Origin of the sequence: Solibacillus sp. FSL R7-0668 (assembly GCF_038006205.1) — a bacterium.
Taxonomy (GTDB): Bacteria; Bacillota; Bacilli; order Bacillales_A; family Planococcaceae; genus Solibacillus.
On record NZ_JBBOUU010000001.1, the window covers coordinates 935,340 to 954,103 of the forward strand.

At 40.6% G+C, this 18,764-nt stretch carries 15 protein-coding genes and 1 other annotated feature; all 15 genes read left to right on the forward strand.

From position 1 onward, the window contains the following. Positions 1–76 precede the first annotated feature (76 nt). A complete protein-coding gene (locus MKX47_RS04310) occupies positions 77–865 on the forward strand; it encodes a YlmH family RNA-binding protein (protein ID WP_340777715.1) in 789 nt (262 codons plus the stop codon). Positions 866–959: 94 nt separating this feature from the next. Next, a complete protein-coding gene (locus tag MKX47_RS04315) occupies positions 960–1,505 on the forward strand; it encodes a DivIVA domain-containing protein (protein WP_340771529.1) in 546 nt (181 codons plus the stop codon). 67 nt (positions 1,506–1,572) lie between these two features. Continuing rightward, positions 1,573–1,791 (forward strand) — a binding site (T-box leader). 86 nt (positions 1,792–1,877) lie between these two features. Further along, complete coding sequence (ileS, locus tag MKX47_RS04320; RefSeq protein ID WP_340771532.1) at positions 1,878–4,643, forward strand: isoleucine--tRNA ligase; 2,766 nt, start codon at positions 1,878–1,880, stop codon at positions 4,641–4,643. A 340-nt stretch (positions 4,644–4,983) separates the two neighbouring features. Next, entirely contained in the window at positions 4,984–5,700 is a 717-nt protein-coding gene (locus MKX47_RS04325; protein WP_340771533.1) for an AzlC family ABC transporter permease, read from the forward strand. Next, positions 5,697–6,023 (forward strand): AzlD domain-containing protein, encoded by a 327-nt coding sequence (locus MKX47_RS04330; RefSeq protein ID WP_340771535.1) that lies wholly within the window; start codon positions 5,697–5,699, stop codon positions 6,021–6,023. The genes MKX47_RS04325 and MKX47_RS04330 overlap by 4 nt, the downstream gene beginning before the upstream one ends. A gap of 151 nt (positions 6,024–6,174) precedes the next feature. Continuing rightward, positions 6,175–7,317: an FIST signal transduction protein gene (locus MKX47_RS04335; RefSeq protein WP_340771536.1), complete on the forward strand. Its 1,143-nt coding sequence runs from the start codon at positions 6,175–6,177 to the stop codon at positions 7,315–7,317. Between the two features lie 5 nt (positions 7,318–7,322). Further along, positions 7,323–8,303 (forward strand): methyl-accepting chemotaxis protein, encoded by a 981-nt coding sequence (locus MKX47_RS04340; protein ID WP_340771537.1) that lies wholly within the window; start codon positions 7,323–7,325, stop codon positions 8,301–8,303. Between the two features lie 88 nt (positions 8,304–8,391). Beyond that, positions 8,392–8,868 carry a signal peptidase II gene (gene lspA / locus MKX47_RS04345; protein WP_340771538.1) on the forward strand — a complete coding sequence of 159 codons (477 nt, stop codon included), beginning with the start codon at positions 8,392–8,394 and terminating at the stop codon, positions 8,866–8,868. Continuing rightward, positions 8,868–9,773 (forward strand): RluA family pseudouridine synthase, encoded by a 906-nt coding sequence (locus MKX47_RS04350; RefSeq protein WP_340771539.1) that lies wholly within the window; start codon positions 8,868–8,870, stop codon positions 9,771–9,773. The genes lspA and MKX47_RS04350 overlap by 1 nt, the downstream gene beginning before the upstream one ends. A gap of 425 nt (positions 9,774–10,198) precedes the next feature. After that, positions 10,199–10,744 carry a bifunctional pyr operon transcriptional regulator/uracil phosphoribosyltransferase PyrR gene (gene pyrR, locus MKX47_RS04355; RefSeq protein ID WP_340771540.1) on the forward strand — a complete coding sequence of 182 codons (546 nt, stop codon included), beginning with the start codon at positions 10,199–10,201 and terminating at the stop codon, positions 10,742–10,744. A gap of 28 nt (positions 10,745–10,772) precedes the next feature. Further along, entirely contained in the window at positions 10,773–12,074 is a 1,302-nt protein-coding gene (locus MKX47_RS04360; protein ID WP_340771541.1) for a solute carrier family 23 protein, read from the forward strand. A 246-nt stretch (positions 12,075–12,320) separates the two neighbouring features. Beyond that, a complete protein-coding gene (locus MKX47_RS04365; protein WP_340771542.1) occupies positions 12,321–13,199 on the forward strand; it encodes an aspartate carbamoyltransferase catalytic subunit in 879 nt (292 codons plus the stop codon). Further along, positions 13,200–14,474 (forward strand): dihydroorotase, encoded by a 1,275-nt coding sequence (locus MKX47_RS04370; RefSeq protein WP_340771543.1) that lies wholly within the window; start codon positions 13,200–13,202, stop codon positions 14,472–14,474. Further along, positions 14,474–15,574, forward strand: coding sequence for a carbamoyl phosphate synthase small subunit (locus tag MKX47_RS04375; RefSeq protein ID WP_340771544.1), 1,101 nt, complete (start codon positions 14,474–14,476; stop codon positions 15,572–15,574). The genes MKX47_RS04370 and MKX47_RS04375 overlap by 1 nt, the downstream gene beginning before the upstream one ends. Next, the gene (gene carB, locus MKX47_RS04380) at positions 15,567–18,764 is read left to right on the forward strand and encodes a carbamoyl-phosphate synthase large subunit (RefSeq protein WP_340771545.1); all 3,198 of its coding nucleotides are present in this window, start codon (positions 15,567–15,569) and stop codon (positions 18,762–18,764) included. Before MKX47_RS04375 ends, carB begins: the two co-directional genes overlap by 8 nt.

Consider the following 18,764-nt stretch of genomic DNA (forward strand, 5'->3'; position numbering starts at 1 on the left):
TCACATCCAAATATGTTGGGGTTTTCTTTATGGATGTGAAAAACAAAGCATATATTTAATAGAAAGTAGGCTTATGATGGAGCATTTAATACAGCATTTTCGTAAAGATGAGCAGCCCTTTATCGAACAAGTTGTCGGCTGGCAACGTGAGGTAGAGGATCGTTATGCCCCAAAGCTAACGGATTTTTTAGACCCAAGACAGCGTTTCATTGTTGAATCAATCATTGGTCAAAATGACGACCTTCGTATATTTACAGCGGGTGTTTTTGAAGAAGCTGAGCGCATGCGTATGCTTATTGCCCCTTCTTATTTTGAGCCGACAGTAGATGATTTTCAAATAGGCATCTATACCATTAACTATCCGGCAAAATTTGTACAATTACGCCATCCAGATGTGCTCGGTGCCCTATTGTCCATTGGATTAGACCGTAGCAAATTCGGGGATATTCGCCTCGCAGAAAGTAGCGTGCAATTTGCATTAGCTTCTGAAATTGCCGACTATGTGCGTGCCAATCTTTCGGGTATTGGCAAGGTGAAAGTGCATGTTGAACCAATCAATGAAACAGACCCACTTATACAAAATGAAGAACAATGGGTTGAAAGCTCTTACACGGCGTCATCTATGCGCTTAGATGTTGTATTAGCAACTGTTGCCAATATATCACGTCAAAAATCACAAAGCTTGATCAATGCAGGAAAAGTTAAAGTGAATTGGACTGTCCGTGAAGCTGTCGCATATGAGCTGCAAGAGGGTGATATTGTTTCGGCAAGAGGATTTGGCCGTTTGAAGGTCATTATGACAGAAGGCCGAACAAAAAAAGATAAAATACGCTTACAAATAGGACGTTTAGAGCAAAAAGCATAAAATTCAAGGATTTTTTATGAAAACATGATGTTATCCGATTAAGAAACGTATATAATATTTGTAACAATATAGATGTAAAGGAGAGTAGAACGATATGCCATTATCACCTCTTGATATACATAATAAAGAATTTACACGCGGCTTCCGTGGCTATGCAGAGGACGAGGTAAATGAATTTTTAGATCAAGTAATCAAAGACTATGAGATTATTTTGCGTGAAAAAAAAGAGCTAGAAGCAGAAGTGCAATCAATGATTGAAAAAATGAATCATTACAATTCATTGGAAGATACATTGCAAAAATCTATTGTTGTCGCGCAAGAGGCTGCTGATGAAGTACGCCGCAACTCTCAAAAAGAAGCAAAATTAATTGTTAAAGAGGCAGAGAAAAACGCGGACCGTATTATTAATGATGCATTAACAAAGGCTCGAAAAGTAACAATTGAAATTGACGAGCTAAAAAAGCAATCAAAAGTATTCCGCAATCGCTTCAAAATGCTAGTAGAGGCACAGCTTGACCTGTTAAATACAGGGGACTGGGATCATCTGTTAGAATATGATGTGAATTTAACGGACATTCAAGACCAGCACCGTCAAGAAGAAGATGAGGCTGCTTCGACAGATAGTAAACCAATATATTAAGGGAACGTACTTGACTTTTCGGAGTACGATTTCTATACTGAAAAATAATGAAATAGTATGCACAACGCATAAAGCTTTGATGGAGACAGTATATTTAGATTGCCGCATAGCGATTCGAGGATGGTGAGAGCTCGAACAAAACAAGCTAAATGGAAAATCACTCCTGAGCTAAATAGCTGAAATTCAAGTAAGCTATTTCGTGTCACACGACGTTACAGTGTCTAATGAGGCGAATATTTCGCGAAATTAGGGTGGTACCACGAGACAAATGCTCCTCGTCCCTTTTACTGGGATGCAGGGGCTTTTTATTTTGAAAAGGCAGCTCTCCCTAGTTTGAGCATACAACTTCAATCATTTTAGGAGGCTATTTACATGGTAGAGTACAAAGATACATTATTAATGCCAAAAACAGATTTCCCGATGCGCGGTGGCTTACCAACGAAAGAACCGCAAATTCAAGCACAATGGGATGAAATGGACATCAACAAATTAGTGATGGATCGCACAAAGGGGCGCCCAGAATTTTTATTACATGACGGACCTCCATATGCCAATGGGAATATCCACGTAGGTCATGCTTTAAACAAAGTAATTAAAGATATGATCAACCGCCATAAATCAATGGCTGGATTCCATGTGAACTATGTACCGGGCTGGGATACACATGGTTTACCAATCGAGCAGGCATTAACAAATAAAGGGGTAAAGCGTAAAGAAATGTCAGTTGCTGAATTCCGTGAGCTTTGCGAAAAGTACGCCTATGAGCAAATTGACATGCAAAAAGATCAATTCCGTCGTTTAGGTGTACGTGGTGACTGGAAAAATCCATACATTACATTAAAGCCTGAATTTGAAGCGCGTCAAATCGAAGTATTCGGTAAAATGGCTGAAAAAGGTTATATCTACAAAGGCTTAAAACCAGTTTATTGGTCACCATCTTCTGAATCAGCATTAGCAGAAGCAGAAATCGAATATAAAGATGTAGAATCGTATTCAATCTATGTTGCTTTCGGCATTAAAGATGCAAAAGGGGTTGTACCTCAAGATGCCAAATTCATCATCTGGACAACGACGCCTTGGACAATTCCAGCAAACTTAGGAATCTCAGTGAACCCTGAATTTACGTATGTTGTAGCTGAAGTGGCGGGAGCAAAATACATCGTAGCAAAAGAGTTACTAGAAAAATTAACAGTAACATTTGGCTGGGAAGATGTACAAATCGTTCAAGAAGTAAAAGGGCAAGAGCTTGACTTAATCGTGGCAGAGCACCCAATTTACAAGCGTGATTCATTAGTGATGGTTGGGGAGCACGTAACTGCTGATGCGGGTACTGGCTGTGTTCACACGGCACCAGGTCATGGTGAAGATGACTATAATATTGGTAAACAATACGGTTTAGATATTTTATCACCAGTAGATAATGGTGGTTGCTATACAGCTGAAGCACCAGGATTTGAAGGCTTATTCTATGAAAAAGCAAATCCAATCGTAATTGAAAAGTTAAAAGAAGAAGGCGCATTATTAAATGTTTCAAAATTCACGCATTCATATCCACATGACTGGCGTACGAAAAAACCAGTTATTTACCGTGCAACACCACAATGGTTTGCATCAGTGGAAATGTTCCGTGGTGAATTATTAGATGCTGTAACAGCAACAGAATTCACACCGGCATGGGGTGAAACGCGCCTGTACAATATGATTCGTGACCGTGGCGACTGGGTCATCTCTCGTCAACGTGCATGGGGTGTACCGATTCCAATTTTCTATGCAGAAAACGAAGAACCAATCATTACACCAGAAACAATCGCACATATTTCGAAATTATTCCGTGAGCATGGTTCAAATATCTGGTTCCAAAAAGAAGCAAAAGATTTATTACCAGAAGGCTTTACTCATGAAGGAAGCCCGAATGGTAAATTCACAAAAGAAAATGACATCATGGACGTTTGGTTCGATTCAGGCTCAACGCACCAAGGTGTACTTGCTGAACGTGGCATGAAATATCCAGCAGACCTTTATTTAGAGGGCTCTGACCAACACCGTGGCTGGTTCAACTCGTCATTAATTACATCGGTTGCGATTAATGGTCACGCACCATACGAAGGTTTATTAACACATGGTTTCGTTCTTGATGGTGAAGGCCGTAAAATGTCGAAATCATTAGGCAACACAATCGATCCGTTAAAAGTGATGCAACAATACGGTGCAGATATCCTCCGTATGTGGGTAGCATCTGTTGACTACACAGGTGACGTTCGTATTTCTATGGATATGTTAAAGCAAGTTTCAGAAACATACCGTAAAGTGCGTAACACATTACGTTTCCTACATGGTAACGTAACAGACTTCAATGAAGCAACAGACCGTGTAGCTTATGAAGACTTACGTGAAATGGATCAATACATGTATATGCGCCTACAGGATGTGGTGAAAACGATTCGTGCAGCGTATGATCGTTATGACTTCTCGACAGTCTATACAACAGTGAATAACTTCGTTGCAATCGAGCTTTCTTCATTCTACTTAGATATCGCAAAAGATGTTGTGTACATTGAAGGCAAAGACAACAAAGACCGTCGCGCAATGCAAACGGTGATGTATGATACGTTAATGGCTTTATTAAAAGTATTAACACCAATTATCCCGCATACAACTGAAGAGTTATGGGGCTATGTGGAGTTCGAAGGAAAAGCTGCATCTGTTCAATTAACGGACTTCCCAGAAGTTGATGAGCAAGCAAACTTCGAGCAATTACGTCCAAAATGGGCAAAAATTATCGCGGTGCGCAATGAAGTGCTAAAAGCATTAGAAGAAGCACGAAACGCGAAAACAATTGGTAAATCATTAGAGGCAAAAATCTCAGTTTATGCAGATGCAGAAACAGTTGAACTATTAAATGATGCAACGATTAACTTTGCGCAGCTTTCAATTGTGTCGCAATTTATTGTTGCGGGTAGCAAAGAAACAGCTCCTGCTGAAAGTCTACAATTAGATAAAACCGCTTTAGTAGTTGAAAAAGCAGATGGCGAAAAATGTGAACGTTGCTGGACGATTTCTGAAACAGTTGGATCAGATGAAAAACATGAGACATTATGTAAACGCTGTGCGGATGTTGTAGAAAACTATTACGTATAATTTTATAGGGCTGTGCGAAAAGTAAATCTTTCTCGCGCAGTGCTTCTGCGGTGGATGAACTAGGAACGAATGCTAAAACCGTCACATCGTGTGACAACGCATTCATGACCAGCATCGTACTGGCCTCCATCCTCGGCGCAAGAGAGTGTCTAAAAAGTCTCGACTTTTTAGACAGATGTCACCTCATGTATTAGTTATCCGCTTGAGGCGGTGCTTCTGCGGTGGTCAGAATAAATTCTCACCATCCTCGGCGCAAGAGAGTGCCCAAGAGATACTTCTTGGGCACTCTCTTTATACCATTTTATATTTTCAGAAAAGAAAGATTTTTAGAGGTGTTGTAATGGAGCGTATTGAGCAGAAATCGTATACACCCGATACCTTTATACAGGGCGTGAAGGATTGTATTCCAACATTGCTTGGCTATATTAGTATTGGTGTTGCATTTGGCGTTGTGGGCATTGCATCGGGGATTTCTGTATTCGAAGTATTTTTACTTTCGGTCCTTGTTTATGCTGGCTCGGCCCAATTTATTTTTTGTGGATTATATTTAGCTGGCGCGCCTGTAACGGCTGTTATATTGACGATTTTCATTGTGAACTTAAGGCATTTATTAATGTCGCTAACGATTGCACCATATTTTACAAAGTATTCAACACTACGCAATATTGGCTTTGGAACATTACTGACAGATGAAACGTTTGGTGTATCTGTTGTAACGGCTGGTAAGGAGGGGCGTTTAGGCGGGAAATGGATGGATGGCCTCAATGTTACCGCATATACAACGTGGATTGCTGCTTGTACGATTGGTGGCATTATTGGGCAATGGCTGCCTAACCCCGAAAAGTGGGGCTTAGACTATGCACTTGTGGCGATGTTTGTGGCTTTACTTGTGTTAACGTTACATAGTATACCTAAAGAAAAGTTAATGCATTACCTAAAGTTAATTGCCGTCATGGGTGTGAGCATGTACGGTATGCTGTATTTCATGCCGGGGCATTTAGCGGTACTCCTTTCAACAATAGTTGTAGCAATGATTGGGGTGGCAACTGAAAAATGACGACAACAATTGCGATGGTATTAGTAATCGTTGGCTGTGCACTTGTCACATGGATTCCGCGTATTTTGCCATTTGTGTTCGTGAAAAAGATGAAAATGCCAGACATCGTACTGCGTTGGCTAGCCTACATACCGGTTTGTATTTTATCCGCGCTTGTCATGGAAGGCTTTTTTCATAAAGAGCAATCTTTTGTAGTAGTGGATTGGTTAAATGTAGGCGTGTTTATTCCGACATTACTAGTAGCACTGCTGACAAAAAGCCTATCAAAAACGGTCATAGTAGGTGTTGTCACAATGGCGGTACTGCGCTGGCTCCTTGTATAAAATTCTTTGACTTACTTAGCAAATTTGTTAGGTAAGTTTTTTTGTTTCAAATGGTAAAAATTTTATAGATTACTCATTTATGCTATAATGTCTTGAAGTTTAATCGTAGGATATGATCGATAGTTAATGTTAACGAAAAGGGAGTATTGATATGGATTTAATTTGTTCTGCTATAACGAAAACAAAACAAGCAAAGCAGGCCGTTGATGAGCTTGCGTTAACGATACATAAAGAACCAGCGTTTGTGTTATTCTTTGCGAGCACAGCCTATCCTTTTGAGGAATTGGTGGCATGCTTTACAAACAAATATCCGAATAGCCAAATTGTCGGGGTAACGACAACGGGTGAAATAGGACCAACAGGATTTGATGAATTCAGCCTAAGTGTACAAACTTATGCAGCACCATTTGGTCAATTTCAAGCGACGCTCATGACAGACATTGCCAAGTATCCGATATTTGAGCGCCAAAAGCTTGTGACTGCAGCAAAGCAGCTAGGGATTCCATTGCAATCTCGAAATATCGAACGAGAAGGACTAGCATTTGTTTTTCCTGTAGGCTTGCAGGCTGGGGAGGAAAAAATGCTATCTGTTGTAAATTCGATTTTTGAACAGGATGGATTTCCAATCTTCGGTGGAACAGCAGGAGATGATGCGAAATTTGAAGCAACCTATGTCAGTGTAAATGGCGAAATTACTTCGACAGGAGGGGCGATCATTTTTATCAAGCCAACTGTTGATTTTTATATTATTAAAGAAAATAACTTTGAAAGTATGGGCAAGCGAGTGAAAATTACAAAGGCTGACCCAGAAAAGCGCATTGTATATGAAATGGATGGAAGACCAGCAGCAGATGTATACGCACAAGCGCTAGGTGTACCAGTAACCGCATTAGATAAGCACTGGTCACTCTATCCTTTAGGCAGAAAGTTTAATAACGAATTTTACAATGCATCGCCCTTTATGCTGAGGGAATCAGGGGCTATTGAGTTTTATTGCCAAGTATATGAGGGCGCAACATTAGAAATCTTGCAACCACGTGATGTGATTATCGAACTCGAAAAAACGATTGAGCATTTTACAAAACGCTTTACGCAATTAGAAGGTGTTTTAGCCTGTAACTGTATTTTACGCAAGCTCCAATTCCAGCAGGAGCGCTTGATAGAAAAGATGAATGACCGCCTCGAACAATTGCCAAATTTATGTGGGTTTTCGAGTTATGGGGAGCAATTAAATAAATCACAGCTAAATCAAACGATGGTATTAATTGGCTTTGGAAAACGTAGAGCGGAGTGAACGAAATGTTAAAAAGATGGTTCGATAAAGGACAAGTTGTAGAGCAAATAAATGAGGAAATAGATAGTCTGACAGAGGCGGAGCGTACACAAGTAATTGAGGGCGTTGAGCTACTATTGCAATTATTAAAAAAGGCAAATGCCAAAAATACAGAAGACGATAGCTTATTTATGGAGCATATTGCCGTTATTTCGGAATCGCTCCAGCAGGATCAAACAATGCTTGATTCTACCTATGAAAGCGCGCAAATAATTGTTCAAGATACAGAAGAAATTCAACAGATTACGACCTCAGTGGAATCACAGGTGGAGCAAAATAATCAGTTGATTCAAGAGGGACGTAATCAGATGGACGCCCTATCTAGCCAGATGGAAAAGGTACGCGAAATTTTCACAAATGTCGGTGTATCCATTGATGATTTACAGCAGGATACGCGAGAAATTCAAGATTTTGCGAAGCTGATTGGAGCGATTGCAGACCAAACGAATTTATTAGCTTTAAATGCCTCGATTGAAGCAGCACGAGCTGGGGAGCATGGCAAGGGCTTTGCTGTGGTGGCAGCAGAGGTCCGTAAATTAGCAGAGCAAAGTAAACAAGCGCTTGAACAGATCAATGGTAAAGTGACAGAAATTGTCCAACATATGGAGCGTGTTGCGGCTAGCGTTTTGGAAGAACAAAAAACAGTCGATTATACACAACAAATGTCTGCAGAAACACAGCAATATTTTGTGCGGATTGAACAGTCGGAGCGCCAATTAGCGGATTATATGCAAAAAATTCAGCAAACAACCGAGCAAACATTCAACCAAGTAATGACTTTACAAAATGTATTAGAGCAAGTTGTCGTATCATCACAAGGCTCTATGCAGCAAATTGAACAGCTATATGGTTTTTCTGAAATTAAATCGTATAACGCAAATGATATGATTTCCTATATTATTCAGCTAAAAGACTTAGTCGACGCGCTTGATAAAAATCGACTGTAATGCGCGTAGATTTCTCGTGCTAATATTATCATTTCATCGTGGAATTATGTTAAGATAGGAAAGATATAGCGTAAACGGAGGACTTGCTGTGTATAAATATTACGGATTAGCAGTGTTTGCAGTCATTTTGGATCAATGGACAAAGTGGCTAATCGTTCAAAATATGGAGCTTGGGGAACGTATTAGTGTATGGGACCCGTGGCTTGGCATTTTATCGCATCGTAATCGTGGAGCGGCTTGGGGTATGCTAGAAGGGCAAATGTGGCTGTTTACGATTGTGACGGTGGCAGTAATTATCGCGATTATTTACTTTAATCATACAGAAGCAAAAGGGAAACCGATGTATCATGTGAGCTTAATGCTACTTTTAGGTGGGGCTGTTGGGAACTTTATTGACCGATTATTCCGTGGTGAAGTTGTCGACTTTGTAGATGTGCTGATTCCGGGCATTAACTATCACTTCCCGATCTTTAATGTGGCAGATGCCGCGTTAACAATTGCGGTTGTCATGCTCTTTATTACGATGATTTTTGAGGAAAAAATGAATAAGAAAAAGGTGAAATAATGGCAGTAGTCACGTTAACAATGGAGGATTTTGCTGGAGAGCGTATTGATAAAGCCCTTTCTTCAATGGAAGCATCATGGTCACGTTCGCAAATTTCGAACTGGTTAGATGAAGAGCGCATTTTAGTAAACGGCGTAAACGTCAAAGCAAAATACAAAGTGAAATTAGGGGACGTTGTAGAAGTAGATGTTCCTGAAGTGGAAGATTTAGAAATCGTTCCAGAAGATTTAAATTTAGAAATCGTGTATGAAGATGCGGATGTATTAGTAGTCAATAAACCGCGTGGCATGGTCGTACACCCTGCACCTGGTCATGCAACAGGTACATTAGTGAACGGTTTAATGCATCATTGTAATGATTTATCAGGCATTAATGGGGTCGCACGCCCAGGAATTGTACACCGTATTGATAAGGATACATCTGGTTTATTAATGGTCGCAAAAAATGATGTCGCGCATGAGGGCTTAGTGAATCAATTAGTCGAAAAGTCTGTTACGCGTAAATATACAGCACTTGTACATGGGCATATCGCACATGAAAAGGGCACAATTGATGCACCAATTGGACGTGACCAAAAAGACCGTCAGAAGCAAGCGGTTGTGGATAACGGCAAGCATGCAGTGACACACTTCCAAGTGATGGAACACTTCGGCGGTGAATTTACATTAGTGGAATGCCGTCTTGAAACAGGTCGTACACACCAAATTCGCGTGCATATGAACTATATTGGCTATCCATTAGTCGGCGATCCAAAATATGGTCCGAAGAAAACGATTGATTTTGGCGGACAAGTATTACATGCAGGTGTATTAGGCTTTGTGCACCCTGTAACAAAAGAATACCTAGAATTTAGTACACCGTTACCAGCCGACTTCCAAGAGCTATTAGCGGAATTACGCCAATAATCGAAACACCGAAATTTTATCCTAATGTAAAGTTTCGGTGTTTTCTTACTATTTGAATGGATAAACTTCACGAAATTGTCCAAGCTAAACAATCAGACAATTAAAACTTTTAATTTCTGTTGTCCGACCTCTCTATTGTCGGTTGACTTGTCCTAAAAAGAAGCATATACTGACAACAGTGAACGAAAGAGCTTGACGAGAGCAAGCAAGTAGTCGCGAAACTAATTACATAGTGTTCACCTTTAATGGCAGTCCAGAGAGGCTGAGAAGGGAAATGTGAAAGCATTTGGATTTTTTGTGCGCAAAAATATCCGTATGCAATCTTTCAACATGACTTTTTCGACCCTCTAGATTTTCTAGAGGGTTTTTTGTTTGAAATTTTGTACCCAAGTGAACATGGAGATTTTACGGAAGGGAGAAACATTATGCAACAAACTTCGGTTTTACTAGATGGACCATCAATGAATCGTGCTGTTACGCGAATTGCGCACGAAATCATTGAACGAAACAAAGGAATTGATGAAGTCATTTTAGTTGGCATTAAAACACGTGGCGCTTATTTAGCCAAACGATTAGCTGAACGTATTGAAACAATTGAAGGCAAGGCGATTCGTACAGGTGAATTAGACATTACGCTTTACCGAGATGATTTATCAACAAAGCAAGTCAATGACCAAGCGCAAGTACAGCAAGTGGATATTGACTATCAAGTAAGCGACCAAAAGATTGTACTAGTAGACGACGTACTTTATACAGGCAGAACCGTACGTGCTGCACTTGATGCGGTAATGGATTTAGGAAGGCCCGCACAAATTCAGTTAGCCGTATTAGTCGATCGTGGTCACCGGGAGTTGCCAATCCGAGCAGATTATGTAGGAAAGAACATTCCAACAGCTGGTCATGAACGCATTGTCGTTAACTTAGAAGAAGTTGATGCACAAGATGTCGTAAAAATCTTGAAAGAAGATTAAACAGAATATAGAGAAAAGAGGAATTGGAATGTCTTCCAAGGCAGTATTAGATATCAATGATAAACCGAGTGCTGGTCAATTAATTACGTTTAGTTTCCAACATATGTTTGCGATGTTCGGTTCAACAATTTTAGTACCTAAATTAGTTGGGTTAAGCCCAGCTATTGCATTATTAACAAGTGGGATTGCAACAATTATTTTCTTATTTGTTACACAATTTAAAGTACCTGCATACTTAGGATCTTCATTTGCATTTATTTCACCGATTATTTTAGTTGCGGGGTTATCGGAAGCAGGGGTATCGGTAAATCCAGGAAATGCGATGATCGGGGCTATGCTCGTCGGTTTGGTTTATGCGATTGTCGCGTTAATCATTTGGAAAACAGGTTACAAGTGGTTAATGAATATATTACCTCCAATCGTTGTAGCACCAGTTATTATCGTCATTGGATTAGGCTTATCATCAACAGCAGTAAATATGGCGATGAACGTCAATGGAGAATACAGCGGCAAGCATTTCTCGGCGGCAATGGTAACATTAATTGCAGCGATTATCTTTAATGTCTATTTTAAAAACATTTTAAGTGCGATGCCAATTTTACTTGGTATTATTGTTGGATACATTTACTCCATATTCATAGGAATTATTGATTTCACAGCAGTTAAGGAAGCAGAATTCTTCCAGCTACCAGATTTCTTAATTCCGGGTGTGCATTATGATTTCAATATTACAGGGGCGATTTTCCTTGGTATGGTACCGATTGTAATTGTGACGATTTCAGAGCACATCGGTCACCAACTAGTGTTGGGGAAAGTTGTCAATCGCAACTATATTAAAAGCCCTGGTTTACACCGATCATTATTAGGAGATGGGTTAGGGACATTCGCTTCAGCAATTATCGGTGGTCCACCAAAAACTACATATGGAGAAAATATCGGCGTACTAGCAATTACTCGTGTATATTCTGTCTATGTTATTTTAGGTGCTGCGGTTGTAGCCATTATTGTATCCTTCTCAGGTCAGTTAATGGCCATTATCGAAACAATTCCAACAGCTGTTCTTGGCGGGATTTCAATTTTATTATTCGGTATTATCGCATCAAGTGGTTTACGTATGCTAGTAGAGAACAATGTAGACTTCGGTAATAATCGTAACATGGTTATTTCTTCCGTAATCTTAGTAATCGGAATTGGCGGAGCGGCATTACGCTTTACAGAGAGCTTTGCCATTGAAGGAATGGCGTTAGCCGCTATCATCGGGGTAATTTTAAACTTAGTGTTACCTGGTCGTGAAGTGGTCCAACAAGATATTTATGAAACAGAAGAATAGTACCTTTTAACTTTGTCCAGAGAGGCAATAAAGGGGATGGCAGGTAAAGGCGTGTGGGAAAAAACCAACATGCTTAGCTTGTCACACCTTTAAAGCCTCGCAAATTGCTGCGAGGCTTTTATTCATAAAATGGACATGAATGTCTTACAATAGGCAAGCATAACTAAAATATTCACAATATAATGGAATTAACCAAAATACATGCAATTCGAACTGTTATGTATTTTCAAAATCGGAGGCGCGAGCATGAAAAATTTATTGTCGATGGAATATTTATCGAACGAGGAAATCCTAGCGATTTTAGATCGAGCACAAGACTTCGAAAATGGAATGGAGCCACAGCTTAAGCGCTCGTATAATGTAGCCAATCTTTTCTTTGAACCAAGTACACGTACAAAAACAAGCTTTGAAATGGCTGAACGACGCGTAGGTTGTACGGTTATCCCATTTGACGCAGGATTTTCAAGTACGACAAAGGGCGAAACGATGTACGACACGGTCAAAACATTAGAAATGATTGGGATCGATGCGGTAGTCATTCGCGATAAGGAAGATGAATACTACAACGAATTATTAGAAGGTATTACTTGTGCAGTCATTAATGCGGGAGATGGTGCGGGTCAACATCCATCACAAAGTTTGCTAGACCTCTATACGATTCGCAAAGAGTTTGGCAAGTTCGAAGGTTTAAATATTACAATTGTCGGTGATATTTCACATAGTCGTGTCGCAAAATCAAATGCGACTGCACTAAAGCGTTTAGGGGCAAATATTCGATTCTTATGTCCTCCAGCATGGGCAGGCGATTTTGAAGCAGCACATAGTTGGGATGAAGTGTTAACAGATAGCGATGTCATCATGCTGTTGCGTATTCAGCACGAACGTCATTCAGTAAGTAAAAACTTCTCAAAAGAAAGTTATCATGAAGAATTTGGCTTAACTCCAGCACGTGAAAAGCGAATGAAGGACGGTGCCATCATTATGCACCCTGCACCGGTAAATCGTGATGTAGAAATCGCGGACGAGCTAGTTGAATGTGAACGATCAAGAATTTTTGAACAAGTTCGAAATGGCGTGTTCACACGAATGGCGATTGTAGAAACAATTTTGAAAGGAAGAGAATAAATGACAACAGTACTTCAAAACGTAAAGCTATTAAACGAACAAGGTGAATTAGTAGTTTCTTCTATTATAATGGAGAACGGTAAAATTGTTTCAATCGGTGGGGATATTCCGAATGGAGCTGAAGTAATTGACGGAAAAGGTCACTTTGCTTCACCAGGCTTTGTCGATGTGCATACGCATTTACGTGAGCCGGGCTTTGAGCATAAGGAAACGATTGCAACAGGGACCGCTTCCGCAGCAAAGGGTGGCTTTACTACAATCTGCGCGATGCCAAATACGAAACCTGTACCAGATTCAATCGAAAACATGCAACTAATTAATGGACTCATTAAAGACAGCGCGGTTATTCGCGTATTACCATATGGCTCGCTAACTAAGGATATTTCAGGAGAAGTGCGCACAGATATGGCAGAGCTAAAAGCAAATGGTGCAGTAGCATTCTCAGATGATGGGGTTGGTATTCAGCTTGCGTCAACAATGTATGAGCAAATGCAACAAGCGGCAAAACTAGACGCAGTAGTTGTCGCGCACTGTGAAGATAACTCATTAATTTATGATGGCGTCATGCATGAAGGGACGCGTAATAAAGAGCTGGGCTTACCAGGGATTCCATCAATCTGTGAATCTGTGCAAATCGCACGTGACGTTTTATTAGCAGAGGCAGCAGGTGCTCGCTACCATGTCTGTCACGTATCAACAAAAGAATCGGTTCGTGCGGTGCGTGATGCCAAGGCAGCCGGTATTAAAGTGACAGCTGAGGTTTGTCCACACCATTTATTATTAGAAGAAATGGATATTCCATCAGATGATGCAAACTGGAAAATGAACCCACCATTACGTGCACTAGATGATAAAGATTCATTACACGCAGCATTATTAGACGGAACAATTGACTGCATCGCAACAGATCATGCACCACATACAGTAGAAGAAAAATGCTGTGGCATGGTGGGCGCACCATTCGGTATTGTTGGCTTTGAAACGGCCTTCCCATTACTATATACAAGCTTTGTAGAAACAGGGAAGTGGACATTAAAGCAATTAGTGGATTGGATGAGTGTGAAGGCAGCTGAAATTTTTGACTTACCCTATGGTACATTAGCAGAAGGCGCTTCAGCGGACATCGTATTAATCGACCTTGAAAAAGAACAAACAGTTGATGCAGAAGGCTTCGTATCAAAAGGACGCAACACACCATTCAACGGTTGGGTAGCAAAAGGCTGGCCAGTAGTAACGATTTTTGAAGGCAACATCGTATATCAGGAGGCGGAATAATGAAGAAGCGTTTATTAATTTTAGAAGACGGTACTGTATTTACAGGAACAGCATTTGGTAGCGACGAGGCGAGCCAAGGGGAAGTAGTATTCACAACAGGTATGACAGGATATCAAGAAACATTGTCTGACCCTTCTTTCTATGGTCAAATCGTAACATTAACATACCCATTAATCGGGAACTACGGGATTAACCGTGACGATTTTGAAGCGATTGCACCAGCGATTCGTGGCTTCGTAGTTCGTGAATTAGCAGATCAACCTTCGAACTGGCGCTCAGATATGACATTAAACGAATATTTAACATCACAAAATATTCCGGGTATCGAGGGCATTGACACGCGTAAATTAACACGTATTATCCGTGCAAAAGGTGCGGTGCGTGCAATTTTAACAGCAGCAGATGCAGAGGTAAATGTAGATCAAATCGTAGCAGAGCTTCAAGATACGCCTTTCATTACACATCATGTGCGTGAAGTATCTCCAAAAGCAGCATACCCATCACCAGGTCGCGGTAAGCGTGTTGTACTACTAGACTTCGGTATGAAGCACGGAATTTTACGCGAATTAAACAAGCGTGATTGTGACGTAATCGTTGTACCTTACAACACAACAGCAGATCAAATTTTAGCGTTGCATCCAGATGGCATTATGCTTTCAAACGGGCCAGGGAACCCAATGGACGTAACAGAAGGAATTGAAACGATTAAAGGATTAGTCGGAAAAGTACCGATGTTCGGTATTTGCTTAGGCCACCAATTGTTCTCATTAGCTTGTGGTGCAAAATCATTCAAATTGCCATTCGGACACCGTGGCGGCAATCACCCTGTAAAGGATTTACGTACAGGTCGCACAGATTTAACATCGCAAAACCATGGCTATGCAATTGATATTGAATCATTAAAGGATACAGATTTAGAATTAACGCATGTCGCATTAAACGACGGAACATGTGAAGGGGTACGTCATAAAAAGTTCCCAATCTTCACAGTACAATACCATCCAGAAGCTTCACCTGGTCCAGAAGATTCAAATCACTTATTTGACGAGTTTATTGAAATGATGGAAAAAGAAGCAGCAAAGGAGAATCAACATGCCTAAACGTACAGATATAAATACAATTTTAGTAATCGGATCAGGTCCAATTGTTATCGGACAAGCCGCAGAGTTTGACTATGCAGGAACACAAGCATGTCTTTCATTAAAAGAGGAAGGCTACCGTGTTATTTTAATTAACTCAAACCCAGCGACAATTATGACAGATACAGAAATCGCGGATAAAGTATACATCGAGCCAATTTCTTTAGAATTCGTTTCACGTATTTTACGTAAAGAGCGCCCAGATGCTATCCTTTCTACATTAGGTGGTCAAACAGGCTTAAACATGGCAATCGAGCTGGATGAATCAGGTATTTTAGATGAGCTAGGCATCGAAATTTTAGGGACGAAGCTAGATGCAATTCATAAAGCGGAGGACCGTGATTTATTCCGTAACTTAATGTACGAATTAGGTGCACCAGTTCCTGAGTCTGACATCATTCACAATATGGAAGAAGCGAAAAACTTCGTTGCTAAAATCGGTTATCCAGTAATCGTACGTCCAGCATTCACGCTTGGTGGTACAGGCGGCGGTATTTGCTACAACGACCAAGACTTACAAGAAATCGTAACATCCGGCTTAAAATATTCACCAGTAACACAATGCTTACTTGAAAAATCAATTGCAGGCTTTAAAGAAATTGAGTATGAAGTAATGCGTGACGCAGCGGATAATGCCATCGTTGTTTGTAACATGGAAAACTTCGACCCAGTAGGTATTCACACAGGGGACTCCATCGTAGTAGCACCAACACAAACATTATCGGACCGTGAAAATCAAATGCTACGTAATATCTCACTAGATATTATCCGTGCATTAAAAATCGAGGGTGGCTGTAACGTACAATTAGCGTTAGACCCGTACTCATTCCAATACTATGTAATCGAAGTAAACCCACGTGTATCTCGTTCTTCAGCATTAGCGTCAAAAGCAACGGGTTACCCAATCGCAAAATTAGCGGCGAAAATTGCAGTCGGTTTAACATTAGATGAAATCAAAAACCCAGTGACAGGTTCAACATTCGCATGCTTCGAGCCAGCACTTGACTATATCGTAGCGAAAATTCCACGCTGGCCGTTCGATAAATTCGAATCAGCAAAGCGTAACTTAGGCACACAAATGAAGGCAACAGGTGAAGTAATGGCACTTGGCCGTACATTTGAAGAAGCGTTATTAAAGGCAGTTCGTTCATTAGAAACGGGTCATGTACACATCGAAATGAAGCATGCAGAAGATTTAACAGATGCGTGGATCGAAAAGCGTATTAAAAAAGCTGGTGATGAGCGCTTATTCTTCATCGGAGAAGCCCTACGTCGCGGCGTAACAGTAGAGCAAATTCATGAATGGTCAGCAATCGACTTATTCTTCTTAACAAAATTAAAGAAAATCGTCGATATGGAAACGACTTTAACAGAAAACAAAGGCAACAAAGACGTATTACGCACAGCAAAACGTTTAGGTTTTGCTGATAAAAAAGTAGCACAGCTTTGGGAAATGACAGAAGCAGAAGTATACGCATTCCGTAAAGAAAACGGCATTATCCCAGTGTACAAAATGGTCGATACATGTGCAGCAGAATTCGAATCAAACACACCATACTTCTATGGTACATACGAAGAGGAAAATGAATCAATCAAAACAGACAAACCATCTGTTGTTGTACTAGGTTCAGGTCCAATCCGTATCGGACAAGGGGTAGAGTTCGACTATGCAACAGTACACTCTGTATGGGCAATACAAGAGGCAGGCTATGAAGCAATTATTATTAACTCAAATCCAGAAACAGTATCTACAGACTTCTCGATTTCAGATAAGTTATACTTCGAGCCATTAACAATTGAAGACGTCATGCACATTATCGATTTAGAGCAACCAATCGGTGTCGTAGTCCAATTTGGTGGTCAAACAGCGATTAACTTAGCAGATAAACTAGAAGCAAATGGCGTGAAAATTTTAGGGACATCTTTAGAAGATATCGATCGTGCAGAAAACCGCGACAAATTCGAAGCAGCATTACAGCAATTAGAGATTCCACAACCACCAGGAGATACAGCGACTTCAGTACAAGGTGCCGTTGCCATTGCTGAAAAATTAGGCTTCCCAGTATTAGTTCGCCCATCTTATGTACTAGGTGGACGTGCGATGGAAATTGTCTATAATATGGATGAATTAGTGCACTATATGGAGCACGCAGTAGAAGCATCTCCAGATCACCCGGTACTAGTTGACCGCTATTTAACTGGACAAGAAATCGAAGTAGATGCGATCTGTGATGGTGAAAACGTGTTAATCCCAGGTATTATGGAACACGTAGAACGCGCAGGGGTTCACTCAGGTGACTCAATCTCTGTCTACCCACCACAAAAATTAACGGATGCACAAAAAGAAACACTTGTTGACTACACAACACGTTTAGCAAAAGGCCTTGGCATTATCGGCTTAATGAACATCCAATATGTAATGAGCGAGGGCAATATTTACGTGATCGAAGTCAACCCACGATCTTCACGTACAGTACCGTTCTTAAGTAAAATTACGAATATCCCAATGGCCAACATCGCAACAAAAGCGATTTTAGGACAATCGATCTTAGAGCAAGGATACCAAGCTGGTTTAGCGCCTGAAAAACAAGGTGTATTCGTAAAAGTACCTGTATTCTCATTTGCAAAATTACGTCGCGTAGACATTACATTAGGGCCTGAAATGAAATCTACAGGTGAGGTAATGGGGAAAGATGCGACTTACGAAAAAGCGTTATATAAAGGCTTCGTAGCTGCAGGTATGGAAATTAAAACACATGGCACAATCCTGTTCACAGTATCTGACAAAGATAAAGAAGAAGCAGTAAGCCTAGCAAAACGCTTCTCTACAGTTGGTTACCGTATTGTTGCAACAGAAGGTACGGCAAAACTATTTGAAGCAAACGGTGTGAAAACAGATGTTGTCGATAAAATCGGCGGCAAAGGCAAAACATTATTAGATATGATCCAAAACGGAGAAGCACAATTCGTTGTCAACACATTAACAAAAGGTAAGCAGCCAGCGCGTGATGGCTTCCGTATCCGTCGTGAATCAGTAGAAAATGGCGTGCCTTGCTTAACATCACTAGATACAGCAGAAGCGATGTTACGTGTAATTGAATCAATGACATTTACAGCAGAAGAAATGCCAAAAGCGGAGGTAGTACACTAA

What these genes read in the sequence shown, in the direction of transcription:
- MKX47_RS04310 (WP_340777715.1), top strand. Translation starts at nt 77, where the DNA reads ATGGAGCATTTAATACAGCATTTTCGTAAAGATGAGCAGCCCTTTATC.
- MKX47_RS04315 (WP_340771529.1), top strand. Translation starts at nt 960, where the DNA reads ATGCCATTATCACCTCTTGATATACATAATAAAGAATTTACACGCGGC.
- ileS (WP_340771532.1), top strand. Translation starts at nt 1,878, where the DNA reads ATGGTAGAGTACAAAGATACATTATTAATGCCAAAAACAGATTTCCCG.
- MKX47_RS04325 (WP_340771533.1), top strand. Translation starts at nt 4,984, where the DNA reads ATGGAGCGTATTGAGCAGAAATCGTATACACCCGATACCTTTATACAG.
- MKX47_RS04330 (WP_340771535.1), top strand. Translation starts at nt 5,697, where the DNA reads ATGACGACAACAATTGCGATGGTATTAGTAATCGTTGGCTGTGCACTT.
- MKX47_RS04335 (WP_340771536.1), top strand. Translation starts at nt 6,175, where the DNA reads ATGGATTTAATTTGTTCTGCTATAACGAAAACAAAACAAGCAAAGCAG.
- MKX47_RS04340 (WP_340771537.1), top strand. Translation starts at nt 7,323, where the DNA reads ATGTTAAAAAGATGGTTCGATAAAGGACAAGTTGTAGAGCAAATAAAT.
- MKX47_RS04350 (WP_340771539.1), top strand. Translation starts at nt 8,868, where the DNA reads ATGGCAGTAGTCACGTTAACAATGGAGGATTTTGCTGGAGAGCGTATT.
- pyrR (WP_340771540.1), top strand. Translation starts at nt 10,199, where the DNA reads ATGCAACAAACTTCGGTTTTACTAGATGGACCATCAATGAATCGTGCT.
- MKX47_RS04360 (WP_340771541.1), top strand. Translation starts at nt 10,773, where the DNA reads ATGTCTTCCAAGGCAGTATTAGATATCAATGATAAACCGAGTGCTGGT.
- MKX47_RS04365 (WP_340771542.1), top strand. Translation starts at nt 12,321, where the DNA reads ATGAAAAATTTATTGTCGATGGAATATTTATCGAACGAGGAAATCCTA.
- MKX47_RS04370 (WP_340771543.1), top strand. Translation starts at nt 13,200, where the DNA reads ATGACAACAGTACTTCAAAACGTAAAGCTATTAAACGAACAAGGTGAA.
- MKX47_RS04375 (WP_340771544.1), top strand. Translation starts at nt 14,474, where the DNA reads ATGAAGAAGCGTTTATTAATTTTAGAAGACGGTACTGTATTTACAGGA.
- carB (WP_340771545.1), top strand. Translation starts at nt 15,567, where the DNA reads ATGCCTAAACGTACAGATATAAATACAATTTTAGTAATCGGATCAGGT.